Source organism: Streptomyces melanosporofaciens, assembly GCF_900105695.1.
GTDB classification, from domain to species: domain Bacteria; phylum Actinomycetota; class Actinomycetes; order Streptomycetales; family Streptomycetaceae; genus Streptomyces; species Streptomyces antimycoticus.
Window position 1 is genome coordinate 6,613,244 of sequence record NZ_FNST01000002.1, and the last position, 25,775, is coordinate 6,639,018.

The 25,775-nt window shown below is 72.6% G+C and carries 13 protein-coding genes and 1 pseudogene; 9 read left to right on the forward strand and 5 right to left on the reverse strand.

Annotation, left to right across the window (positions count from 1 at the left end; translation table 11 throughout):
* Window positions 1-233: 233 nt before the first annotated feature.
* The 3 genes from BLV72_RS31435 (at window position 234) to BLV72_RS31445 (ending at window position 2,268) form a co-directional block, all read left to right on the forward strand.
* Complete coding sequence (locus BLV72_RS31435; RefSeq protein WP_093466492.1) at window positions 234-1,109, forward strand: helix-turn-helix domain-containing protein; 876 nt, start codon at window positions 234-236, stop codon at window positions 1,107-1,109.
* Between the two features lie 25 nt (window positions 1,110-1,134).
* Window positions 1,135-1,347, forward strand: coding sequence for a DUF397 domain-containing protein (locus tag BLV72_RS31440; protein WP_059143363.1), 213 nt, complete (start codon window positions 1,135-1,137; stop codon window positions 1,345-1,347).
* A gap of 105 nt (window positions 1,348-1,452) precedes the next feature.
* Window positions 1,453-2,268 carry an SAM-dependent methyltransferase gene (locus BLV72_RS31445; RefSeq protein ID WP_059143280.1) on the forward strand — a complete coding sequence of 272 codons (816 nt, stop codon included), beginning with the start codon at window positions 1,453-1,455 and terminating at the stop codon, window positions 2,266-2,268.
* Between the two features lie 140 nt (window positions 2,269-2,408).
* On the opposite strand, the gene BLV72_RS31450 is transcribed toward BLV72_RS31445, so the two are convergent.
* The 5 genes from BLV72_RS31450 to BLV72_RS31470 all read right to left on the reverse strand — a co-directional run bounded on the left by BLV72_RS31450 (window position 2,409) and on the right by BLV72_RS31470 (window position 8,088).
* Entirely contained in the window at window positions 2,409-3,752 is a 1,344-nt protein-coding gene (locus BLV72_RS31450) for an MFS transporter (protein ID WP_093466493.1), read from the reverse strand.
* A gap of 35 nt (window positions 3,753-3,787) precedes the next feature.
* Entirely contained in the window at window positions 3,788-4,258 is a 471-nt protein-coding gene (locus BLV72_RS31455) for an RpiB/LacA/LacB family sugar-phosphate isomerase (protein ID WP_093466494.1), read from the reverse strand.
* Window positions 4,259-4,401: 143 nt separating this feature from the next.
* Entirely contained in the window at window positions 4,402-5,439 is a 1,038-nt protein-coding gene (locus BLV72_RS31460; protein WP_093466496.1) for a LacI family DNA-binding transcriptional regulator, read from the reverse strand.
* A 256-nt stretch (window positions 5,440-5,695) separates the two neighbouring features.
* On the reverse strand, window positions 5,696-6,388 hold the full coding sequence (locus BLV72_RS31465) for a response regulator (protein WP_093466498.1): 693 nt from the start codon (window positions 6,386-6,388) through the stop codon (window positions 5,696-5,698).
* The gene (locus BLV72_RS31470; protein WP_093466499.1) at window positions 6,385-8,088 is read right to left on the reverse strand and encodes a sensor histidine kinase; all 1,704 of its coding nucleotides are present in this window, start codon (window positions 8,086-8,088) and stop codon (window positions 6,385-6,387) included. The genes BLV72_RS31465 and BLV72_RS31470 overlap by 4 nt, the downstream gene beginning before the upstream one ends.
* A 98-nt stretch (window positions 8,089-8,186) precedes the next feature.
* Here BLV72_RS31470 and BLV72_RS31475 point away from each other — a divergent pair, with 98 nt between their 5' ends.
* From BLV72_RS31475 to BLV72_RS52145, 6 genes and pseudogenes are all read left to right on the forward strand, one after another.
* Window positions 8,187-9,176, forward strand: coding sequence for a Bug family tripartite tricarboxylate transporter substrate binding protein (locus tag BLV72_RS31475; RefSeq protein ID WP_093466500.1), 990 nt, complete (start codon window positions 8,187-8,189; stop codon window positions 9,174-9,176).
* Window positions 9,177-9,403: 227 nt separating this feature from the next.
* On the forward strand, window positions 9,404-10,834 hold the full coding sequence (locus BLV72_RS31480; protein WP_093466502.1) for a GntP family permease: 1,431 nt from the start codon (window positions 9,404-9,406) through the stop codon (window positions 10,832-10,834).
* A gap of 121 nt (window positions 10,835-10,955) precedes the next feature.
* The gene (locus BLV72_RS31485) at window positions 10,956-12,494 is read left to right on the forward strand and encodes an ankyrin repeat domain-containing protein (RefSeq protein ID WP_093466504.1); all 1,539 of its coding nucleotides are present in this window, start codon (window positions 10,956-10,958) and stop codon (window positions 12,492-12,494) included.
* Window positions 12,495-12,664: 170 nt separating this feature from the next.
* A pseudogene (locus BLV72_RS52140) lies at window positions 12,665-19,320 on the forward strand (SDR family NAD(P)-dependent oxidoreductase).
* Window positions 19,239-24,875: an amino acid adenylation domain-containing protein gene (locus BLV72_RS50270; protein WP_425288542.1), complete on the forward strand. Its 5,637-nt coding sequence runs from the start codon at window positions 19,239-19,241 to the stop codon at window positions 24,873-24,875. Before BLV72_RS52140 ends, BLV72_RS50270 begins: the two are co-directional and overlap by 82 nt.
* Window positions 24,872-25,717, forward strand: coding sequence for a hypothetical protein (locus BLV72_RS52145; protein WP_167746273.1), 846 nt, complete (start codon window positions 24,872-24,874; stop codon window positions 25,715-25,717). The genes BLV72_RS50270 and BLV72_RS52145 overlap by 4 nt, the downstream gene beginning before the upstream one ends.
* Window positions 25,718-25,775: the final 58 nt, after the last annotated feature.

The window sequence follows — 25,775 nt, forward strand, 5'->3', positions numbered from 1 at the left end:
TTCGTCTGCCTGCGCGTCATGGACCGTGCCGTTCCCGCACTGCGCAGTGCCTACGGACGTACCCACGCAAGCGTTCCCACCGTGATCGGACGGTGTGACCACTGTGACAGGTGCAACGAACGAGTTGCAAGCGGTAAATTGGAAATTGCAAGTTGCCATCGGAGGTTCCGCTCGTCCGCTCCGGCGACCGTGGCAGACTGCAGCCGTAAAGCCCGGTGTGGGGAGGTAGAGCGTTGACCGCGGAAACCGCATGGGGCGGTGCGCCCTCTGTCCTCCGCATGATCCTCGGCAGGCAGCTGGAGGAGCTGCGGACACGCGCCGGCCTCACCTACGACCAGGCGGGCGCGGCGATCGGGGTCAGCCACTCCACGATCCGCAGGATGGAAGCCGCCAAGGTGGCGCGGCTCAGGCTCGCGGACGTGGAGAAGCTGCTCCAGACGTACGGCGTCACCGACCGGCATGAGATTGACACCTTCTTGAAGTCGGTCCGCGAGGCCAACAAGCGCGGCTGGTGGCACACCTACCGCGATGTGATGCCGGACTGGTTCGCCGCGTATCTGAACCTGGAGCAGGCGGCGCTGCAGATCCGCGCCTACGAGGCGCAGTTCGTCCACGGGCTGCTGCAGACCGAGGACTACGCCCGCGCGCTGCTCAGCGCCGGTAACCCGCACGCTCCGGCGGAGGCCACCGAGCGCCGGGTCGCCCTGCGCATGCAGCGCCAGGAACTGCTGTCCCGGGAATCCCCTCCCCGGCTGTGGGTCGTGATGGACGAAACCGTGCTGAGGTGGCCGGTCGGCGGCCCGGCCGTGATGCGCGCCCAGATCGACCACCTGATCGAGATCAGCGCCCTCCCTCATGTGACCGTGCAGATCATGCCGTTCGGAAGCGGTCCGCATCCGGCCATGCGGGCCGGTGCGTTCCATGTCTTCCGGTTCAGGGCCGCGGAGTTGCCCGACATCGTCTACCTCAGCGGCCTGGTCGGCGCGGTGTATCTGGACAAAGAGGAAGACGTGGTGGTGTATCGCGAGGTCCTGGACCGGATGGGCGCCCAGTCGGTGCCCGCCAGGAGAACCGAGTCCGTGCTCGGCGCCATTCGCAAGGAGCTCTGAAGTGCACCACCACATACGCAGCGGCATGCCCTCCCATGATCTCGGCACCAGGGGCTGGTCCAAGCCGTGGAGCGACGACGCCGGAGGCGCCTGCGTCGAAGCCAAGAAGCTGCACGACGGGCGGGTGGCGCTGCGTCAGTCGACCGACCCCGACGGCCCGGCGCTGGTTTTCACCACGAACGAGATGACCCGGTTTCTGGCAGGGGTGAAGGCGGGCGACGCCGACTTCCTCTGCTAGCGCCACGGCACCGCAACCTTCCCCGTCCGTGCGAGGCCGGCCCGGCCCCGCACGGACGGGGGGCCACACCGACAGCGAACTGACGATCCACTGGGAGGGGACGCCTTGAGCGACAACGGATGGTCGGCCGACCGCATCGACACCGAGAGCGCGCATTCGGCACGTATCTACGACTACATCCTCGGCGGTAAGGACTACTACCCGGCTGACAAGGAAGCGGGCATCGCCATGTCCCGGGAGTGGCCCGCCCTCCCGATCCATATGCGGGCCAACCGCGACTTCATGAACCGGGCCGTGCGCTATCTGGCCGAAGAGGCGGGGATCCGGCAGTTCCTCGACATCGGGACCGGCATCCCGACCTCGCCCAACCTCCATGAGATCGCCCAGGCGGTCGCCCCGGACTCCCGGGTCGTCTACGTGGACAACGACCCCATCGTCCTCACCCTCTCCCAGGGGCTGCTGGCCAGCACACCCGAGGGCAGGACCGCCTATGTCGAGGCGGACATGTGCGAGCCCGCCTCCATCCTGGACGCCCCCGAGCTCCGCGAGACCCTCGACCTCGGCCGCCCGGTCGCCCTGACGGTCATCGCCATCGTGCACTTCGTCCTGGACAAGGACGACGCGTATGGAATCGTCAACCGCCTCCTGGAGCCGTTGCCCTCCGGAAGCTATCTGGCGATGTCCATCGGCACCGCCGACTTCGCACCGGACGAGGTGGCCCGGGTCGCCCGCGAGTACGCGGCCCGCGATATGCCCATGCGGCTGCGCACCGAGGCCGAGGCCGAGCGGTTCTTCGACGGCCTCGACCTGGTCGAGCCCGGCCTCACCCAGGTCCACAAGTGGCGCCCGGACGGCACCTCCACCGAAACCATCAAGGACGAGGACATCGCCATGTACGGAGCGGTGGCCCGCAAGCCCTGAGGCCGTTTCCTTCGGCTTCCGCTCTCCATGGGCTCGCCGGTGCGGACGCCGCGGCATCGCGGCCCGCACCGGCGGGCCCGGCACCGTGTCCGGGCCCCCGATCGCCTCTCGGCGCGAGGGATGCCGCTCACCGGCTGCCCTCAGTGCGAAGGATGCCGCTCCCGGTCGGCCACGCGCCGTGGCTGATCGGCCGGGAGGGCCGTGCGCTGCCCGGGACCCCAGGTCTCGCGGGTGGACAGCACACCGACGAGCCCCACCAGCGCGATGCACACATAGAGCCCGGCCGGGCCCGCCCAGCCGAAGGACTCCGCGAGCAGGACGGCGAGGAACGGCGCGAAACCGGCCACCGACGCCGCCGTCTGGTAGCCCAGTGAGGCCCCGGACGTACGGGTGGCGGTGTTGAACAGCTCGGCGAACCACGCCGCTTGCGTGCCCGTCAGCGCCGCGTGGATCACCCCGATGCCGATCAGGAAGATCAGCACGATGAGCACCGGCGTCCCGGAGTTGGCCATCAGGAACATCGGGAAGCCGAAGACCGCGGCCAGCACACAGGCCACGAGGTAGACCGTGCGGCGGCCCACGCGGTCCGTGAGCGCGCCGGAGAGCACGGTGGTGGCGGTGGCGAGCAGACTGGCGGTGACCACACCGGCCAGTGCCACGCCACGGTCACCGGAGTCGCGGTCGGTGATGTAGGACAGGAGATAGGTGGCGGTCAGGTAGTAGGCACAGGACTCCACCACGCGCAGGGCGATGATGCGCAGGATGTTGCGCCAGTCCTCGCGCACCACGCTGAGCAGCGGGTTGCGGACGGTGGTGCCCTTCGCCCTGGCGGCCTCGAACTCCGGGGACTCGGTGAGCTTCATCCGGATGACCACTCCGGCCACGATCAGCAGGGCGCTGGCCAGGAAGGGCAGCCGCCAGGCCCAGTCGGAGTCGAGGGTGGAGGAGAGCAGGAAGGCGATGTTGGCGAGCGCGATGCCCAGCGGGTTTCCGGCCTGCGGTATCGCCGAGTACAGGCCGCGGCGGGTGCGGGGCGCGTGTTCGTACGTCATCATCACGGCGCTGCCCCACTCGGCGCCGAACGCCAGCCCCTGAATACAGCGGATGACCACCAGCAGCACGGGCGCGAACACCCCGACCTGCTCGTACGTGGGCAGCATGCCGATCAGGACGGTGGCGATGCCCATCGTCAGCAGCGTCGCGACCAGGACCGGTTTACGCCCGTGGCGGTCGCCGAGGTAGCCGCCGATGGCCCCGCCGATCGGGCGCATCAGAAAGCCGACGCCGAGGGTGACGAAGGCCAGCAGAGTGCCGACCACCGGGTCCGAGTTGGGGAAGAACGCGTCGCCGAAGTACAGGGCGGACGCGGTGCCGTAGGCGACGAAGTCGTAGTTCTCGACACAGGTGCCGACGGCGGACGCGAGGGCTGTGCGGACGCGTCCACGCGTGGGTGGCGGGGTCGGGGGCGAGGCGGGAGCGCTCATACCGGTCTCCTTGGTTCGGAGGTGTGCCAGAGAGGTCAGATGTGGTCGGCGAGCTCGCGGGCCGAGCGCAGTTCCAGGTCGCGGAGCTTGGCCACGCGGCGCACCGTGTCGGCGTCGTCGTCGAACGTAGCGGCCAGGAACGCCTCCAGGACCTCCGTGGCCATGGCCGGTCCGATGAGCCATGCCCCCATGGCGAGTGCGTTGGCATCGTCGTGCTCGACGGCCTGGTGGGCGGAGTACACGTCATGTCCGAGACCGCATCGAATGCCCGCGATCTTGTTGGCGGCCATCAGCGCACCGGCGCCCGTCCCGCACACCAGCACGGCGCGGTCGGCTTCACCGCGGCGTACGGCGTCGCAGGTGGCGAAGGTGATGTCGGGGAAGTCGACGGGGGTTTCGGTGTCGGGGCCGAAGTCGGCCACCTCGTGTCCCAGACGTCGCAGCACCTGGCGGACGTGTTCCTTGAGCGCCAGCCCCGCGTGGTCGTTGCCGAGTGCGATGCGCATGGTCAGCCTTTCGTCGTGCCTCGGGCAGGTGAGGGTGGTCCGCGAAGGCCGCGCCGAGGCGGCGGGGCCGCACGGTGGGCGGCTCCGCGGAGTGGGTGTTCGGGCTGTGGGCGTTTGGTCGTGGTGTGGGTGAGTTGGGGCCGTCAGACGGAGGAGGGACGGACGGCGGCGGTGTGCGTCGGCCGCGCCGAGGACGACCGCCGCGGGATCAGCCGCATCGGCAGGACGACGGACTCGGCCGTGCCGCCGTTGATGACGTCGAGCAGGAGCCGCATCGCGGTCGCCCCTAAGGCGCGGGCGTCGTGGGCCACCACGGTGAGCGGGGGGTCGAGTTCGGCGAACCACTCGATGTCGTCGAAGGCGACCAGCGCCAGATCCTCGCCGATCCGCAAGCCCCGTCGGCGCACCTCGCTCACGGCGCCGACCGCCATCAGGCTGTCGGCGGCGAGCAACGCGGTCGGCGGCCGGTGGTGCGCGAGGAGTTTCGCGGCCGCCGTGCCACCGCTCGCCCGGCGGAAGTCGCCCGCCGTGATGAGCGCGGGGTCGTCGTCCAGCTGGTGGCGGGCGATCGACTCCAGAAACGCGCTCAGACGCGCCCGCCCGGTGGACACGGACGGCGGTCCGCCGATGTATCCGATGCGGGTGTGGCCCTGTTCGGCGAGATGGGCGACGGCGAGCTCGACCCCCTGTGCGTTGTCGGCGGTCACGCTGGGCACCTCGAACCCGTCGACGGTGCGGTCCACGAAGACCAGCGGCACCCGCGCCTGTTCCAGAGCGCGCAGGTCGCCGCGGCCCTCTCCTTGGGGGGCGATGATGATGCCGTCCACCCGCTGGGTGAGGAACACATCCAGGTAGGTGTCCTGCTGTGCGGTGTCCTCGTTGGCGTTGGCCAGCAGCGTGACGTACGAGGAGGCGAGCGCGGTCTGTTCGGCGCCGTGGGCGATGTCCGCGAAGAACGGGTTGCGTACGTCGGAGACAAGGAGCCCCACCGCATGGCTGCGCGCCGAACGCAGCGCCTGCGCCCGGGCGTTCACCCGATAGCCGAGCTCGGTGGCCGCCGCCCGCACACGTTCGCGGGCCGCGGGCGAGGTGGCCGAGTGGCCGGAGAGCACCCGCGACGCGGTCCCCACGGAGACACCGGCGCGCGCTGCGACGTCCTTGAGGGTAACGGTGGCGTCCACATGCGGCCTTTCACTGGGTCGGGCTCGTGCGGGTACGGCGAAGCGGCCGCCCTGATGGTGAGGTTGGGGGAGGGACAGGGACGGCGATGCTCGGGACGAATCCCACTGGAACCGATTCCATGGAATCGATTCCAGTGGGATCTTGGTGGACGCGCCGACCCGCGTCAAGGGTCATGACAAGGCTCGTTCGGCTCTCTCGCCACGTGTCGTCGTCCGCCGGGCCGGGTGCGAACCGGCGCGTACCGGACCGGGGTTGCTACGCCCGCCAGGTGTACCGGCGCTCCGGGCGGCCGGTGGTGCCGTAGCGCAGGGCGACGTCGGCGTTGCCGATGGCGTGGAAGTACTCCAGGTAACGGCGGGCGCTGACCCTGGAGATGCCGATCGTGGTGGCCGCCTCGGCGGCGGAGACGGTGCCGTCCGCCTCGCGGAGGGCACGCTCGACGAGCTGGGCCGTCTCCACGCTCAGGCCCTTCGGGAGGGCGCCGCCCGCCGGGGGTGCGAACGCCCCGGACAGGACCCGGTCCACATCCGCCTGGCCGCGGACGACCGTGGTGAGCAGCCGTCCGCGCTGGGTCGCGTAGCGTTCGAGGCGGGGCTGCAGATCCTCGTAGTCGAAGGGCTTGAGGAGATAGTCGACCACGCCTTGGCGGACGGCGCCGCGCACCGCGTCGGCCTCCCGGGCCGCGGTGATCACCATGACGTCGCAGTCGTGCCCGGCGGTGCGCAGCCGGGGGATGACGTCCAGGCCGAAGAGGTCGGGCAGATAGAGGTCGAGCAGGACCAGGTCGGGACGGAGCGCGTCGACCGCCTCGATCGCCTGCTCGCCGGTGTGAGCGGTGCCGACGACGCGGAACGGCGCCACCCGCTCCACGAAGGTGCGGTGGACACGGGCCACCATGAAGTCGTCGTCCACGACGAGCACATCGATCGTGCCGGCCAACTCGGTCATCGGCGCGCTCCTTCCGCCACCGCGTCGGCGGGGTGGCTGACGGACATGCGGGCGCTGAACATCGCGCCCTGGGGAGTGTTGGTCACCGCGATCTCGCCACCGCGGCGCTCGCAGACGAGCCGGGTGAGGGCGAGCCCGATGCCGCGCTCGCCCTCCCGGGCTGCCTTGGTGGTGAAGCCATGGGCGAAGACCTCCTGGGCGAGGCCGGGGGCGACACCGGGGCCGGAGTCGCGCACCACGATCTCCACACTGGTGTTGTCCTGGCGCAGCTCGACCTCCACCCATGGCTCCTCGCCGCCGAGGCCCGCGGCCATGTCCCCGGCCACCTTGCCGCCACCGCCACCGTTCCCGTCGCCGCGCTCGGATGTGGCGGCGTCGATGGCGTTGTCGACCAGGTTGCCGACCACGGTCGCCACATCGGCGGCGTCCTCGGGCGTCAGCCGGTCCAGCGCGGTGCGGTCCGAGAGGCGCAGGGCCACCTTCCGCTCGGCGGCCTGGGACGCCTTAGCCATCAGCAGCGCGGCCACGGCGGTGTCCCGGACCCGTCGGCCGATGGACATGTCCAGCGACTGGCGGCGCTGGTTCAGCGCCCGGATGTAACGCACCACTTCCTCCTGCTCGCCGATCTGGATCAGCCCGGAGATGGTGTGCAGCTGGTTGGCGAACTCATGGGTCTGCGCGCGCAGCAGCTCGGAGGTGCCGCGGAAGGAGCCGATCTCGCGCTCCAGCCTCGCCAGCTCGGTGCGGTCCCGCAGCGTGGTGACGGAGCCGAGCGGACGTCCGTCCTTGACGACGGTCATCCGGTTCATGACCAGGACGCGGCCGTGCCGGACGACGACCTCGTCCTTCGGGTCTCTCGATTCCTTCCGCGCCCCGGCCAGCACGTCCAGCAGCCGTCCCTCGATGCCGAGCTCGGCCAGGTTCCGGCCCACGCAGTCCTCGGGCAGGTCCAGCAGCCGTCTGCCCATGTCATTGACGAGCGTCACCCGGTGCTGCGGATCGAGCGCGACGACGCCCTCGGCGATGCCGTACAGCATCGCCTCGCGGTGCTCGGCCAGCCCGGTGATCTCACGCGGCTCCAGCCCGAGCGTCTGCCGTTTGACGCGCCGGGCCAGCAGCCAGGAGCCGACGACGCCGAGCGCGCTGGCGACGCCGAGGTAGACGGGCAGGTACGAAGACGCGCCGCTCAGCCGCTGCCACACCGTGGGGGACGCCTCGCCGATCATGACGGTGCCCAGATGCCGTCCCAGGTCGTCCCTCGTCGCACCGAGGACCGGCACCTGGGCCACCAGCTCCCGGCTGCCGTCCCAGTCCAGCGTGCCCGACCAGCCGCGCCCCGCGCCGACCCCCTTGCCCAGCGGCAGCCGGTCGCCGAGCACCGTGGGATTGGTCGAGCTGACGACGCGCCCGTCACCGTCGGCCACCGTGACGGACGTCACCCGCGACTGCACCCGGGCCGAGTACACCAGCGGGGCCAGCGCCTCCGCCGGTGAGGGGCCCACCAGCCGGCTGCGCACCAGTGGCTGGGCGGCCAGCTGCTCGGCGAGCGCACCGACCCGGCGGCCCTCCACCCGGTTGAAGGTGGCTTCCGACTGCGCGAGCGAGACCGCGGCGACCGCCATCAGCACCACCACGACGATGGCGAGCTGCAACACCAGCATCTCGCCCGCGAGTGTTTGACGACGGAACGCGGCGACCACAATGAACTCAATCTCTCCTGCTGACACAACCTGGGCGCATTTCTCACCAGGCTGCACAATCATGGCGTCCGCCGTTTGGGAAGCGAAAGGGAGGTGCCATGAGAGGCCGCACCCGCGCCCTGTCCGGCCTCCTGGCCGCTGTGCTGTCCCTGCTCGTCGGCGCCTGCGGCACCTGGCCGGGGTCCGGGGGCACCGCGGACGACGGGCTGCGGATCCTGGTGCCGAACACTCCCGGAGGCGGGTACGACACCACGGCGCGGACTGTGGCCCGGGTGCTGGAGGAGACCGGGAGCGCCTCGGACATGGAGGTCTTCAACCTGCCCGGAGCCGGCGGCACCGTCGGCCTGCAGCGCACCGTGGACGAACGGGGCAATGGCCGGCTCGCCCTGCAGATGGGCCTCGGTGTCCTCGGCGCGGCCCATGTGCAGGGCGCGAAGGTGACCGTCGCGCGGACCACCCCGATCGCCCGCCTGATCGAGGAGCCCGAAGCGGTGGTGGTCCGCAAGGACTCGCCGTACCGCACCCTCGCCGACCTGGTCACCGGGTGGCGCAAGAACCCCGGAGGCGTCACGGTCGGTGGTGGCTCGTCGCTGGGCGGCCCGGACCATCTGCTGCCCATGGCGCTGGCCGGTGCGGTCGGCATCCAGCCGAAGAAGGTGCGGTACGCCGCCTACGACGGTGGTGGCGGTGATCTGCTCCCCGCCCTGCTGGACGGCCGGGTCGACTTCGCCACCAGCGGCATCGGCGAGTTCCTCGACCAGATCGCCGCCGGACAGCTCAGGGTGCTCGCGGTCACCAGCGACCGGCCGGTGGCGGCGCTGCCCAGGGTGCCGACGCTGAAGGCCGCCGGGATCGATCTCGTCTTCGACAACTGGCGGGGGATCGTCGCCCCGCCCGGCATCAGCTCCGCGGACCGCAAACGCTGGATCGAGGTGCTGACCGCGCTGCACACCTCCCGGCAGTGGAAGGCCGAGCTCACCCGCCACGGCTGGACCGACGCCTTCACCACCGGTGGCGCCTTCGCCACCTATCTGGCCCGGCAGGACAAGGCCGTGGCCGATCTGGTCGGACACCTGGGACTGGACTGACCGACCCCCGCCGGGGCGGCCGTCACCGGTGACCGCAATGGCGGCTGCCACCGGCCGCCGCCTCACGCCCGCACGCCCTCGATCCGCACCACCCCACCACCCCCACTCCCTTACCCACCCATGCCCTCGACCCGGACCACCCCCGCCCCCTGACCCCCCATGCCCTCGTGGCCGTACGAACACGCCCGCATGTCCCGTAATGACACGCATGTCCCGGAAGGCACCGCATGACCGCACACACCTGGTGGCTGCTGCTCATCCTCACGGTGGCGATAGCAGCCCTGATCTACCTCATCAACTCCCGGCTGCGTGTCCACCCGTTCGTCGCGTTGATCCTGGTCAGCGTGGGCACGGGGATCGCGGCCGGGGAACCCGCCGCGAAACTCGCCGGATCCATCGAGGAGGGCGCCGGCGGCACCCTCGGCGACGTGGGCGTCACCCTCGCCCTGGGCGCCATGCTCGGCCGTCTGCTCTCCGACTCGGGCGCGACCGACACCATCGCCCGCGCCCTCGTCGCCCGCGCCGAGCCGCGCAGGCTGCCCTGGCTGGTCGGTGCCGCGGCGTTCGTCATCGGCGTGCCCATGTTCTTCGAGGTGGGCCTGATCGTGCTGCTGCCCTTGATCTTCAGCGTCGCCCGCAGGATGGAGAGCCAGGGCGGCACGAAGGGCAGCCCGTACGTCCTCCTCGGCGTGCCCGCCATCGCCTCGCTGTCCACCCTGCACGGCATGCTGCCGCCCCACCCGGGGCCGCTGACCGCGATGACCGGTCTCCACGCCGACCTCGGTCTCACCCTCGGCGTCGGCATTGTCTGCGCCGTGCCCACCGTCATCCTGGCGGGCCCCGTCTACGCCCGCTGGATCGCGCCCCGGCTGCCCGACGTCGCCCCGGACGCCGAACTGGTGGCCCAGTTCGCCGGCGCCGAGCGGCAGCCCGCTGCGGCCACCTCGGGACCCGCTGCACAGGCGGGCACGGACACGCCCCGCCGCCGGACCGGTGTGCCCACCGGCCTGGCCGTGGCGGCGGTGCTGGTCCCCGTCGTCCTGATGCTGCTGCGTACGCTCGCCGAGACGGTGCTGGACGAGTCGAGCGGGCTGGGCGCGGCGCTCGTGTTCGCCGGAGAACCGCTGGTGGCGATGCTCGCCGGTTTCGTCTTCGCCTTCGGGGTGACGGTGTTCGGCTCCGGCCGCTCCGGTGACGAGACCCGTGCCTCCCTGACCGACAGCCTGAAGTCCATCGCCGCGATCCTGCTCATCATCGGTGGGGGAGGGGCGTTCAAACAGGTACTCCAGGACTCGGGCATCGGCGATGCCATCGCCTCGGCCGCCGAGGGCGCCCATATCAATGTGATCCTGCTGGGCTGGCTGATCGCCCTGCTGCTGTCGCTGACCACGGGCTCCGCCACCGTCGGCATCGTCTCCGCCACCGGCATCGTTGCCCCGCTGATCGGTGACGGCGGGGGCCTGGAGGCATCCCTGCTCGTGGTCGCGATCGGGGCCGGTTCCCTCGGCCTCAACTATGTCAACCACGCGGGGTTCTGGCTGGTGAAGGAGTCGTTCGGAATGGACCTCAGCCAGGCCACCAAGACCCAGACCGTCGTGCAGACGCTGGTCAGCGTGCTCGGCCTGGCGATGGCCCTGCTGCTGTCGGTGTTCGCCTGAGGCGAGGCGGCGGCCGGGCGGTCGCGGCGGGTCCGACCGTGGTGGGGCTGGTCGCGACGGGCCCGACCGTGGCGGGCCCGGCCGCCCGGAGGCTGTCGGACCCGCCTGCCAGACTCCGGCCATGGATCTTGACGAGCTGTTGCGGTGTCTCGCGGAGGCCGAGTCGGGCGAGCTGCGGGAGGAGCTGACCGGTGGGCGCTATGTGGTCGTGCAGTACGACCCCGAGGAGACGGTGTTCGACGACGCGGCCCTCGCGGAACTCTTCGGTGTCCCGACCCCCGACACCGGTGCGGCGGCCCCGGACGCCGTCGAGGATCCGGACGCCATCGAGGACACCGACGAGGAGTCCGGGGACGAGGAGTACGAGGACGAGGACGGCGCCTGGTTCTCCCTGATCGGTGTCGCGCCCTCGCTCTACGAGGCGCTGGATCTCCTCGGCGACGAACTCCCCGACGAGGAGGGCCTGGCGGAACTCGACGAGGAGGAGTGGGCGGAGGAGGCGGCCGAGTTCGGTGCGCACGTTTTCGGCGCGGACGTGATCGGCGCGGACGTGATCGGCGCGGCCGCGGAGGCCGAAGGCGGAGAAGAGGGCGGAGAAGCAGGTGGAAAAGCAGACGGCGAAGAGGGGAACGAATGGCTCGCTCTCCTGCGAGGCATACGGGACCCCCGGCGGCGCGCCGTCGTCCAGCTGCTCTGCGGTGTCCTCGGCCCGATGGACTTCCTGACGGAGGACTTCGAGCAGGACTGCTACCTGGGCCATGTGGCGACACGGCTCCCCGGAGCACGGTTCGTCATGCTGGCCAGCGCCGCCCCGCCGAACCAGGAAGTGGCCTTCGCCATCCTCGAACTCCCGCCCCGCGACACCCCGGACCCGGTCGGCCGCGCCCTGCTCCTGGCCGCTGCCGCCGGGGACCCGGCCGCGCTGCGCGCCGCGCTCGGCGAGGGCGCTGACGTCGGCACGCTGGACGAGTACGCGGCGACACCGCTGCACCACGCCGTGGCGGCGCCTTCGGCCGCGGCCGTCGACGCGCTGCTCGCGGCGGGCGCCGATCCGCGCGCCCAGGCGGCCTTCGGCAACGCACCCCAGTTCACGGCCGCCGGTCCGGGCCGTCCCTACCCCACCGCCCGCCGGGTCGAGGACGAGGAGCACTGGAGCCTCCTGTGGTCCCTGCTGGACGCGGGCGCCGATATCAACGCCGTCAACACCGCCGGTCAGACCCTGCTCGACCTGGCCGTCCGGTCCGAGCCGTACCCGGAACGGCAGGTGCGCCTGCTGCTGGAACGGGGAGCCGTCAGCCGCGAACTCGCGACCACGCGCGTGGACGCGCTCGTCCGCAGGGTGCCGTACGGCTACGAGGAGGAGCTGTGCGTCCTGCGCAATCAGGTCCGCTTCCTGCTGGACACCGGCGCGCCGTACGACCATCCGCTGGACGCTCTGCTCGCCGTCACGGGCTACTACGAGCGTGAACTTTCCGCCGACTACCTCGTTGAACTCGTCGACATCATGCTGAGCCGCGGCGTGGGTGACCGGCCGGGCACCTATGGCAGGACGGCACGCGAGAGCGCCATCCAGTGGGTCGACCACGGCCTGACCCACTACCAGGCCGTGGTCGACCGGCTCTCCGCGATGGTGGACCCGGGGCTCCGGGCGAAACGCTGAGGTGAAACGTCGAGGCGAGCGTTGAGGTGTGAGGTGAACGGCGAGGTGAAACGTCGAGGCGGGCGCTGAGGTGTGAGGTGAACGCCGAGGTGAGGGATTGCCGACCCCCTGGAACCCGACGCTCCCTTCGCGCCTCCCACTAGGGGACGGCAAGTGAGTTGGGGATCTTGATGACGGGACCGAATGGCCAGACCACGCTTGCGCAGGTCTTGTTGGACGCCGCCGACGCGGCCCCGGACCAGGTGCTGGTGCATGTCCGGGGGGACGGTGGGGAGCGGACCGTCACCTTCGCGCGGCTGCGGGACGAGGCGCTGCGCGTCGCCGGTGGCTACGCAGCGGCAGGGGTGGCGCCCGGCACATGTGTCCCGTTGCTCGCCGACCGCGGTGACGACTTCCAGGTGATGTTCTGGGGCGCTCTGCTGGCCGGTGTCGTCCCGGTGCCGCTCGCGTCCGATGTCCGGCGGGTGGTGCCGGTGTGGGAATCGCTCGGCCGCCCGCCGGTGGCCGTCGACGAGGCCGCCGAGACACTGCTGGCCGAACTGCCGGACGAGGTCGAGCCCTTGCGGCTGGGCGCGCTGCGGCAGGGCCGCCCGCCCGCCCGGTTGCCGGATGCCGCCCCCGGCGATGTGGCCTTTCTGCAGTTCTCCTCGGGCAGCACCGGAGACCCGAAGGGCGTCGAGCTGACGCACGCCTGCGTCCTCGCCAACCTGGAGCAGATCCGCCTCGCCGCGGCCCTCACACCCGACGATGTGGTGGCGAGCTGGATGCCGTACTTCCACGACATGGGCCTCATCGGCACCCACCTGGCCCCGCTCGCCGCGCGCGCCAAGCAGGTGCGGCTGGAGCCGTTGTCGTTCGCCAAGCGGCCGGCGCTATGGCTGGAGATGGCGGCCCGGCACCGGGCGACACTCCTGTCCGCCGCCAACTTCGCCCTGGCCCTGGCCACACGGCGGATCCCCGACGAGGTGTTCGCCCGGCTCGATCTGACCGCCGTGCGGTCGGTCCTGGTCGGCGCCGAGCCGATCGCCCCGGCGGTGTGGCGTCGGTTCGCCGCCAAGGCGCGGCCGTCCGGGCTCGACGAGCGGGCCCCGCTGCCGGTCTACGGCCTGGCCGAGGCCACCTTGGCGGTCACCTTCCCGCCCCTGGACGAGGTGGCGGTGCCCCATGTCCTGGACCGGGCGGCCCTCAGCCGCGGCCGCGCGGTGGACACCGTCCTGGGCCCGGACGCCGTGGAGTTGATGGACGTCGGCCTGCCGGTGCCCGGGTGCGAGGTACGCATCGTGGACGACGCGGACCGCACGCTGGACGACCGGCGGGTGGGCCATATCCAGGTACGCGGACCGCAGGTGGCGCGCGGCTACCGAAAGGCCCCCGAGGCGACCGCCGCCACGTTCGCCGATGGCTGGCTGCGCACCGGTGACCTGGGATTCCTGGCCGACGGCCGGTTGTGTGTGACCGGCCGCCACAAGGATGTGGTGTTCGTGGGCGGCCGCACCTTCCACGCCCCGGATGTGGAGCAGGTAGCAATGGCCGCCCCCGGCCTGCCGACGCCGCCCCTGGCCGCGGTGGTGGGCTCCACCGACCCGGCCGACGGCGCGGAACGGGTGGTGGTCTTCGTACGGTGGGCCAAGCCACCGCGCGAGGCGACGGCCACGCTTGCCGAGGTGGCGGCGCGGGTACGGCTGGCCCTGGCCCACGACGACGTACGCGTGCTGCCTCTGCCACCGGGCGCGTTCCCCGGACGACGAGCGGCAAGCTGCGTCGCGGCGCGATGCGGGAGCGGTTCGAGGCGGGGGCCTATGCGGCGGTCGAGGAGCGGTGGGGGCGTGGGGGCGGGGGGTCCGCGGATGAGGGTGTTCCGGCCCCTGCCATCCCTCCTGCGCGGGACGTGCCCGGCGGGCCGTGTTCGCGGCGGGAGGTGACGCGGGTCGTCACCGGCATTTGGGCGCGGGTGTTGGACCGGCCCGAGCACACCATCGGCCCGCATGACCGGTTCCTGGCCATCGGTGGTTCGTCGCTGAAGGCGATGGAGGTGCTCGCCGAGGTGGAGGACACCTTCGGCGTCACCGTGCCACCGGCCGTGCTGCGCGACCGTGACACGGTCGCCGCGATCACCGAACACGTGGTGGCGACGCGGCACGGCGGTCCGCCGGAGGCCGCTCGGCCCCACGCCGCCCCTACCCCCACCTTGAGCCTGAGCGGGACGGCGAACGACACCGGCCCGGGAGCCATCGCGGTCCTCGCCATGGCTTGTCGCTTCCCCGGCGCGGACACCCCGGACGCCTTCTGGGACCGCCTCGCGGCCGGCCACGACGCCGTCGGCCCCGTACCGCCCGCCCGGTGGACGACCCGGCCGGAGGACACCGCCCGGTGGGGCGCCTTCCTGGACGACCCGTTCCGCTTCGACGCCACGTACTTCGGGATGGACGACGAAGAGGCGGCCGCGACCGACCCCCAGGCCCGGATCTTCCTGGAGCTGGCCCATGAAGCCCTGGAGCGCGCCGGTCACGCGGGGCCCCGGCGGACGGGCCGCCGCATCGGCGTGTTCGCCGCGACCGGGGAGAGCGGCTACCGCGAACTGCTCTCCCGGGCCTCCGGCCCGGACGGCGGGCTGCCTCCCGCCGCGTTGGTCGGCAATCTCCCCAACCTCGTCGCCGCCCGTGTGGCGCAGAGTCTGGATCTGACCGGTCCGGCCCTCGCCGTGGACACCGCATGCTCCTCGGCGCTGGTCGCGCTGCACCTGGCGCGCCGCAGCCTGCAGTCGGGGGAGTGCGACCTCGCCGTGGTCGGCGGGGTCAACCTCGCGCTGGCTCCGACCGGTCACCGGCTGCTGGAGCAGGCGGGCGTGCTCTCGCCGACCGGGCGCTGTCACGCCTTCAGCGCCGCGGCCGACGGCTTCGTCCCCGGGGAGGGCGGCGCGGCGATCGTTCTCACCCGGCTGGACGACGCGCACCGCGCGGACGACCCGGTTCTGGCCCTGTTGCGCGGCACCGCGGTGAACAACGACGGGCGTTCGCTGAGCCTGCTGGCCCCCAACGCGCTCACCCAGCGGGAGATCATCGTCCAGGCGTACCGTGACGCGGGAGTCGACCCGGACAGCGTGTCCTACATCGAGGCTCACGGCACCGGCACCGCCCTCGGCGACCCCGTCGAACTGCGCTCCCTGGCCCAGGCGTTCGCGCCACGGGCCGACGGGTGGCCGCGACTGCTGGGCTCGGTGAAGACCAACCTCGGCCATCTGCTCAACGCCGCCGCCATGCCGAGCCTGGTGAAGGTCGTCCTGGCCCTCGGTCACCGGCAGTTGCCCGCCTCGTTGCACCACGATCCGCCCGCCTCCCTCCCGGACGATGGCGCGGCCGGTTTCGCGGTGGTCACCGAGCACCGCGCATGGACGGCCCCCGGCCCGCTGGTGGCGGGAATCAACGCCTTCGGGTTCGGCGGCACCAACGCGCACGCCATCCTCGAGCAGGCTCCCCCGCGCCCGCGCCCGCGTTTGCCGCGCCGCGCCCGACCGGCCGGCGCCCCGCACGAGACGAATGCCGTACGCGACGGCTCGGGTTTGGGGAACGGCGCGCGTTACGGCCGAGGTGTCGAGCGTGGTGCGAGCGACGACTCGGGTGTTCAGTGTGGTCCGAGCCACGGTGCAGGTATCGAGGACTGCCCGAGTGGCGACTCGGGTGTTCAGCGTGGACCGAGCCACGGTCCAGGTATTGAGGGCTGCCCGACTGACGGCCCAGGTGTTCAGGGTGCTCCGAGTGACAGCTCAGGGGGTGGGGACAGCTCAGGGGCCGAGACCGGCCCGCATCTGCTGACCCTCTCGGCCCGCGGCGCCGACGCCTTGGCAGCCGCAGCCCGTGACCTCGCGGCCCATCTGCGGGCCCACCCCGAGCTCGACGAGGGCGACGTGTGCGCCACCGTCAACACCGCCCGCGACCATGGCCGCCACCGCCTGGCGGTGGTGTCCCGTGGCGACCTCGCCGAACGCCTCGAAGCCCGCCCCACCCCCGCGGTGGCCCGCTCCCGGCCCCGGCTGGTGTTTCTGCTGCCCGGCCAGGGCACCGCGCGGCCGGGGCTTGGCCGCTCCCTGTACCGCACCGCACCGGAGTTCCGCCGTGTGATGGAGGAGGCGTCCGCACTCGTCGGCCCGGTGCGGGGGCGCACCCTGGCCCAGTGGTGCCTGGATCCCGACGCCGCGCCCGCCGATCTGGCCCGTACGGAGGTCTCCCAGCCGCTGCTCGTCGCGTTCGGTGTCGCGCTCGCCCGGCAGTTGCGCGCCTGGGGCGTGAGCCCGGACGCGGTCGCCGGGCACAGCGTCGGCGAGATCGCCGCTGCCTGCGTCGCCGGGTCCCTCACTCTGGCCGAGGCGGTGCGGTTCGCCGCCGAGCGGGGCCGCCTGATGCGCGATCTGGCCGCACCGGGCGCCATGGCCGCCGTACGCGGTGGCGAGGACGCCGTTGCCGCGGTGGTGGCCGAGTCGGCCGGTGCGCTGTGCGTGGCCGCAGTCAACGCCCCCGGGCACGTGGTGATCGCCGGAGCCTTGGACGCCGTCCACCGAGCCGTCGAGCGGCTGGTCGCCGGTGGGATAACGGCCCGCGAACTCCCCGTCTCCCACGGCTTCCACTCCCCGGCGATGCGCCCGGTGGCCGACCCGCTCACTGCCGCGGCCGCCCGACTGAGCCCCCAACCGCCATCGGTACCCCTGCTCAGCACGCTGACCGCCCTGTGGCAGCCGTCCCTGGCCCCGGCCCACTGGCGCGAACACGCCCTGCGCCCCGTGCGCTTCGGCGCCGCCGTCGAGCGTCTGCTCGACGACGGGTACGACACTTTCGTCGAGCTCGGGCCCGGCACCACCTTGCCAGGCCCGGTCCGCGCCGTGGCGGCCGAACGCGCACCGTCGCCGGAGGTGTTGGCGCTGGCGGCTATCCCGGGTACCGGCGCCGGTGCCGACTCCGACGCCGGGCAGGCTCTGCTGACGGCCCTGGGGCGGCTGTGGACGCGCGGGGTGGACTTGGACCACGCGGCACTGGGCACCGGGCGGACGCGCGTGGCCGTACCGACGTACCCGTTCCAGCGCCGTCGCCACTGGCCACCGCATTGGCCCGAGCATTGGCCCGAGCACCGGCCCGAGCATGAGCCCGAGCACCGGCCCGAGGACCGGGCCGGGCATCGGCTGGGGGACCGGCCCGAGCACCGACCCGAGCATGAGGCCGGGCACCGGTCCGAGCACGGGGCGGCGGCGCCTCTGCACCGTCTCACCTGGCGTGAGACACCTCCCTTGGCCGGCGGGGACACACCGCACACCGTCCGGCTGGCCGGGCCGGATTCGGCGCTGGCCCGTGCGCTCGCCCACCGACTGGAGCGGCGCGGTATCACGGTCCGCGGGGACGGCGGCGCCTCCCTCGCCGAGCCGCCCGCGCAGGTCACCGTCTGGCTCGCCGGACCGGCCGCCGAGTGTGCGACCGTGGCGGACCTCGACACCGCGACGCACACCGTCCTGTCCACGCTGCGGGACCTGATCGCCTCGATGAGCCAGGACGCCGGCCGACTGGTGGCGGTCACCGAGGACGTACACGCCACCGGCGTCACCGCCGAACGGCTGCGCCCCGCCCAGGCGCTGCTCACCGGTCTTGTGCTCGCGCTCCCCGAGGAGTATCCGGGCCTCACCGCGTACGGCGTCGACCTGTCGTCGTACGACTCCCTGGACGTCCGGCTCGACGCACTGGAGCGGGAGGTGCTCGGGTGGAACGCGCCGGGTGGCAGCGCTGTGGCGTACCGAGCGGGCCGCCGCCTGGCCCGTGCCCCCATGGCGGTGGCGGCCGACCCGCTGCCGTCGCCCTCGCCGTTGCCGTCCGACGGCACCTACCTGATCACCGGCGGTACGGGCGGGATCGGCACCGAACTCGCGCGCGACCTGGCCGGACGCGGTCGGCCGACCTTGGTCCTCGTCGGCCGGTCGGCCCGTCCTCCGGCGGGCCGTCTGATGGCCGAACTCGACGCACTCGGCGCCACGGCGGAGTACCGCGTGGCGGATGTGTCCGTCGAAGCGGATATCGAGGCCCTGGTCGCGGATCTGCCGCCGCTGGACGGGGTGTTCCACGCGGCCGGAGTGGCGCGTCCCGGCACGCTGCGAGCCAAGACACCGGAGGAGATGGCCGAGGTCATGGCCGTCAAGGTGCGCGGCAGCCACCTGCTGTCCCAGGCCCTGTGGCGGCACGGCCACCGTCCGGCGGTGTGCGTGGCCTTCTCCTCGGTCGCCTCGGTGCTGCCCGGGCTGGCCGGTGCGCTCGGTGACTACGCGGCGGCCAACGCCTTCCTCGACGCCTTCGCCGCCTCCGAACGGCAGGCCGGACGACCGTGGCAGTCGCTCAACTTCGCCGCGTTCGCCGGGACCGGGCTGGCCGCCGCGGAGCCGTCGCGAACCGCCGCCACGGCCCGGGGCGTGGCGCCCCTGACCACGGGCGCGGGCCTGACCGCGCTGCATGCGGCATGCGGTATCGACGCGGCGCAGCTGGTGGTGGCCGAGCTGACGGCGGAAGCGGCTACCGCACGGTCAGGGGCCGTGATGTCGGCCGCTGCCGGGCCTGAGTTCAGCGTGTCGGTTGCCGATGAGCCGAGGGCCGTCGTGCCGGGCGCTGCCGGGTCTGGGACCGTCATCAGGCCCCCGCAAGCACAACGGGACCCCTCACCCCCACAACGGGACCCCTCGCAACCACACCGGGCGCCGCCGACGAAACCCCGTCACGCATCACCGGCGTTCTGCGCCGCCTGCTGGCCGAGGCTCTGCACCGCGCGCCCGCCGAAGTCGCCGACGACGAGCAGTTCTTGACCATGGGGCTGGATTCACTTTCCGCCGTGGACCTCGTCAGAAGGCTGGAGTCGGAGCTGGGTCGCCCCCTGCCGCCCACCCTGTTCTTCGAGTACCGGACCATCGGCGAGCTGGCCGCCCACCTGGCAACGACCGCTCAGGCGGGGGCGGCGCGACAACCCGCACCCCTTTCACACCCCACCGCCGACCGTACGGGCGCGTTCGACAACGGGGGCCCGCTTCCCCTCACACCCGTGCAACTGGCCTTCCACACGCTCGGCAAACTGCACCCCGAGGTCACCGCGTACGCGTATGTGCGCCAGACCGTCAACGGCCCCCTGGACACCGGTCTGCTCGGCCGCGCGCTCGCGCTTCTCGCCGAACGTCACCCGATGCTGCGCGCCAGGATCGAGGCCGACACCACGACCCCCAAGCTGAGCGTGGCGCCACCCGAACCGCACACCACACCGTCCTGGTACGAGGTCCGCCACGCCGAAGGCCCCCTGGCCGACCTGGAGGAGGCGCTGTGCAATCGCCCCTTCGACCTGGCCAACGAGGCGCCAGTGCGCGCCGTGCTGGTACGCGAACGCGCCGACTTGGCCCACCTGCTGCTGGTACTGCACCACTCCGCTGCGGACGGATTCAGCCTCAACGTCCTCGGCGAGGAGCTGTGGTCCGTCTACACCGCCCTCGCGCACGGCCGTTCGCCCGAGTTGCCGCCGCTGCAAGCCGGTTTCGCCGACTACGCCGCCGCCGTCGGGGCGGAACGGTCCGCGCCGGAGTTCGCCGAGGACCAGCGGTACTGGCATGACACGCTCGCCACCCACCCCACGACACTGGACCTGCCCTGGGACGGCGACCCGGAGGCGCCGCCCGCCGCGCCCCTCACCGCACACCAGGTGGCCACCGACCCCCACCTCACCGCCGCACTGCGCAAGTGCGCCGCCGCCCACGGCGTTTCCCTCTTCCACCTGCTGTTGGCCGCGTATGCGCGCTGTCTGGCCCGGTGGAGCGGGCAGCGCGGCATCGCGGTCAACGTGGCCCGCGCCCGTCGCGAACTCCGGCTGTCCGGTCTCGACCGGCTGGTCGGCCCGCTCGCCGACACCTTGCCGCTGTCGGCCGCCGTCGACCCCGATGAGCCGGTCCCCGCCCTGGCACAGCGGTTGCGCGCGATCTGGCTGGACGCAGAGCGGCACGCCCGGCTCACCAGTCTGGACATCGCCCGGCTGCTGCCCACCGCTGGGCCCCGGCCGCGTACGGCCTCCCCGGCGGGGTTCAGCTTCGCCCGTTTCCCTGCCACCACCGACCCCGACTGCCCGGTCACGGTGCGCCCGGCCGCGGCGCGCACTGCCTCGGCCGCCACGCGTCTGGGGCTGCTGTGCTGGGAGAGCGACCGAGCCCTGTACTTCTCCTGGAACTTCCCGACCCGGCTGTTCACCCGGACCACGGTGGAGCGCCTGGCCCGCGAACACCTCGCCGAACTCGGCCACCTCGCGCGACTCGCCGAACCCGCGGAACACGTCGGACACAGGGAACTCGCCGCGCCCGCCCGAAACAATGATCCGGCACCGGCACCGACCCTCGCCCCCGGGCGCGGCATCGTCGAGCGCTTGTCGGCACGTTTCCGATTGGCCGCCGACCAGATCGCGGTCGAAACCGGCGATGCCACCATGACCTACGGTGCACTCGACCGGGCCTCCGCCGCACTCGCCGACCGGTTGCGCGCCTGCGGCGTCGTCCCCGGGGACCTGGTCGGTCTGCTCACCGAGCCGGGCGGCGACACCGTCGTGGGTGTCATCGGCATCCTGCGGGCCGGGGCCGGATGGGTACCGCTGGACGCCGCCCATCCCACCGCGCGCCTGGCCGACCAGCTCAACCGCTCGACGGCCCGGACCGTGGTGTGCCACGACGCCACCCGAGCGACGGCCGAGACACTCGGCGCCGTGACGACGGTGGCCATCGACGATCCGATACCGACACCACTGCCCGCAGCGGACCTCGCCCCACCCACCGACCCCAACGCCATCGCCTACGTCATCTTCACCTCGGGATCCACCGGCCGCCCCAAGGCCGTGCCCATCACCCACCGGGCGATGGTGAACTACCTGGACTGGGCCGTGGACACCTTCGGCTACCGCGCGGGCGACCGGCTCGTCCAAACGGCCTCCGTGTGCTTCGACGCCTCCGTACGCCAACTGCTGGCACCGCTGCTGGTCGGCGCCACCGTTCACACCCTGCCGCGAAACCTGGTCCGCGACCCCGAGGCGCTGCTGGACCGGGTCGTACAGGACCGGATCACCGTGTGGAGCTCGGTGCCGACGCTGTGGGAACGGCTGCTGACCGCCGCCGAGACCCGGGTGCGGCGCGGCGCGCCCCGCCCCGATCTGTCGGCGCTGCGCTGGATCCACGTCGGCGGGGAGGCATTGCCCGCAGCGCACGTCCGCCGCTGGTACGACCTGTTCGGGCCCGGCCACCGCATCGCCAACCTGTACGGGCCGACGGAAACCACCATCAACGCCACCTGCCATCTCATCGAGACCCGCCCCGGTGATGAGGTGCGCCGACTGCCGATCGGCCGTCCCATCTCCGGCGTCGAGGTCGCGGTGGTGGCCGAGGACCGGCGCCGCTGCACCCCCGACGAGCCCGGTGAACTGCTCATCGGTGGAACGGGGCTGACGCCGGGGTACCTCGGCGACCCCGCGCTCACGGCGGCCGCGTTCGCCGAGCACGATGGCAAGCGCTGGTACCGCAGCGGCGACCGGGCCCGCCAACGGCCCGACGGCGTACTGGAGTTCCTCGGCCGCCTCGACGACCAGGTGAAGATCCGAGGCCATCGGGTCGAACCGGGGGAGATCGAGGCCGTGCTGCAAACCCACCCCCGGGTCGCACAGGCCGCCGTACTGCACGGTGACGGCAGGCTGACCGCCTATGTGGAACCCCTGCCGGGCGGCGCCGAACCCGATCCGGCACAGCTACGCGCCCATCTGCGCGGCACCCTGCCGGACCACATGCTCCCGGCCCGGTTCCGGTTCCTGGCCGCGCTGCCCCTCACCGGCACGGGAAAGGTCGACCGCCGCCGACTGGACGAGTCGGCCGCCGCGGAAACGGGAGTGGCGCCGAGCGAACACCCGCCTATCCGTGCAGAAGCCCCGGGGACCGCGCCGGCCACGCCAACCGAGCGCACCCTGGCCCGTATCTGGTCCGAGGTGCTGAGTGTCGCGGAGGTCAGCCGCGAGGACGACTTCTTCGCGCTCGGCGGCGACTCCATCCTCATCCTGGAGGTGTTCGCGCGCCTGGAGAAGGCGTACGAACCGGAACGGCGAGACGCCACCCTGCCGAGGCCGACGGTCATCTACGAGCACACCACGCTCACCGCCCTCGCCACCGCCGTGGACGAGGCCACTTCCGTGGACGAGGCTGCCCGCGTGGACGTGCCTGCCGTCGCGGACGAGGCCGTTACCGTGGACACGGCGGTCGACGCGGCAGTCCCGCCCGCTGTGCCCGACCCGCCCGTCCTGGGAAGCCCACCCGTTCCGGCAAGTCCGCCCGCGCCGGGACATTCGCCCGATGCGCAAGCGCCGCGTGCCCTGCCGGACCAGCCCGCGCCGTCTGGCCCGTGGAACCCGCCCGCGCCGGGAAACTCGCCCGCCCCGGGTAACCCGTCCGATGCCGCGGCCCTGTCCGCCTTGCGGGACCAGCCTGTTCGGTCTGGTCCAGGGGACCCGCCTGGCCCGGGAGTGTCGGGCGCTCCGCATACCTCTCCCACCACCGGAAGCGGCGACACCTCCGCCCTCGCCGGCGCGGACCTCACGCCGTATCCCCTCACCCCAACCCAGCGCGGTTTCCTGGTCGCCGAGGCCATCGCGCCCGGCTCGGGCTCCGCGTGGCTGGCCCGGCTGCGCCTGCGCGGCACGCTGCGGACCGATGTCTTTCAGCGCGCGGTCGACGCCCTCGTCGTCCGTCACCCCATGCTGCGCACCGTCTTCCCCGCGGGCGCCCGTCCGCCGGTCCAGCAGGAACTGCCGCCCGCACTGCGACTCCCGGTCGACTTCGAGACGCTGGCATCCGCGAGCCTGATCGAGGAGCGGGTCGCCGACGAACGCCGTCGCCGCTTCGAACCGTGGGCCTGGCCCCTGCTGCGCCTGCGCGTGCTCACCACCGGACCCGACGAGCACACGCTCGTCGTCCACGCCCACCACCTCATCGGTGACGGCTACAGCGCGGCCCTGTTCGGCCGGGAACTGATCGCCGTCTACGACCGGCTCGGCCGTGGCGGGCCGACCGGGCTGCCACCGCTGCGCGGCACCTTCCGCGATTACGTCACCCTGCTCCAGCAGCCGGATGTGGGCCCCGGCCGGGACCCGGCGGCCACCGCCTGGCGGGCCCGCCACGCCACCCCGTACCAGCGGCCCGACCTGCGACGCCCGGGCGCGGGGAGCGACGCGACGGCGGGCGCCGAGGCCACGGGGGTCGGCTCGTCGGAGTTCAGGTCGGCGGGGTTCACCCTCGACGCCGAGCTGACGGCCGGGCTGCGCACCCTCGCGACTACCGTCCGCGCCACGCCGTACGCCCCCGTCCTGACCGCCTACTACCGGGCCCTGGCGGACCTCACCGGGCAACGGGACCTCGTCCTCGGGCTGGCGGTCACCGGACGCGACCACCCGCTGCCCGGCATCAGCCGGCTGTTCGGTCCCTTGGCGGCCGCCGTGCCGCTGCGCCCTGCCGTGGCGGAGGCGGGTGCCGGGGCCACGGCGCCCGACGGATCGCCCCGCTCCTTCCGCGAGGACCTGCTCCGGATCACCGAGGAGGCCGTGGCCGCCCGGACGTACAGCACCGCTGGCGCCACCGGCGGCGCCGGTGGCGGTACGAGCGATGGCACCGGTGGCAGCATGAGCAGCGACACCGGTGGCGAGCCGCCCGAAGGCCGGCCCAGTCCGCCGAACCTGCCCCCCACCCCGCCCGGCCTGCCGATCGCCACTCAGTTCCTCTTCAGCTACCTGGACTTCTCCGCCCTCGGCCCGCCCACCGGCGCAACCCTGACCCTCGATTGGGATCACCACGACACGGAACTCGCCCCGCCCCCGGTGGGAACCGACGTATTCCTGGCCGTCCGCCCGGTCGGGGACGGCCTGCGCGTCACCCTGCGGGCATCGGCCGCCGCCCTCGACGCGCCCACCTTCACCGCGTTCACCCACGCCCTGCGGGACGAACTCACCCGGGCGGCCACGCCCCGCTCGCGCCCTACCCCGGCCCCAGCGCCGGCCCGGGCGCCGCGCGCTTCCGGTGGTACGGACGCCGCGCTCATCGGCTACCTACCGGCCCCCGGACACCTGGCGGCCCTCGCCGGGATACCGGAACCCGACCTGCCCCGCGAACACCTGCGAGACCTGCTCTTCCCGGACGGTGGACCCCGCCTGCTGGAGGAGATCAGCACACCGTTGGGCCGCTCCGCGTTCGTCGCGCTGCCGCTGTTCGCGGATGAACTGGCCGCGGGGGCGCGCTCACCGGCCACACCGCCCGCGCCGTCAGCCACGCCGCCTCCCTCGGCGCACGCTGCGTGTCCCTGGCGGGCATGATCCCCGCGCTCACCGGCTACGGATTCGAGGTGGTGCGCGCCACCGACCGGGCGACGACGACGGCGATCACCACCGGCCACGCCGCCACCGCCGTGTCCGTGGTCAAGACGGTCCATGCCGCACTCGCCGCGAGCGGACGTGACCTCGGTGACCTGACCGTCGCCATGGTCGGACTCGGCTCGATCGGCACCTCATCCCTCAACCTGCTGCTCACCCGCGCCCCGCGCCCGCCCGCCCACCTGGTGCTGTGCGATGTCGCGGGCAGCGCACCGCGCCTGCGCGCGCTCGCCACGGAACTGCGCGGGAGCGGCCTGGCCGGGTCGGTGGCGACGGCCGAGTCCGCCCCGGCCCTTCCCGCCGCCGTGTACCAGGCCGACCTGATCGTCACCGCCGTCAGCGGTGGCACCGCCGTCCTCGACATCGACCGGTTGCGCCCCGGCACCGTCGTGGTCGACGACTCCTTCCCGCACTGCTTCGACACCGCACACGCCCTCGCCCGGATGCGCGGGCAGCGCGATGTGCTGACCGTCGGAGGCGGTCTGCTCGCGGTCGGCGACACCGAGCGGTACATCGCCGACAACCTCCCACCAGCCGCCGCCTCCGGATACGCGGAACGGTCGTGGCTGCCGGGCACGGTCGCCTCCTGCCGACTCGAATCCCTGCTGCACACCGCCGTATCCGGCCTGCCACTGGTCCACGGACTGGTCAACGCCTCCCATGCGCACGCCTACTGGGACGCGGTCGAGGCGGCCGGAGTGAGCGCCGCCCCACTGCATCTGCTCGGCCACACCATCGCCACCGGGCCACCGTGGCACGGGACGACTTCTCACGGGACGTCTTGACCGACTCCCCGAGTTGCCGTTCGCGCTGTTGATATGGCTTTTCTCCCGGATAAGGCCT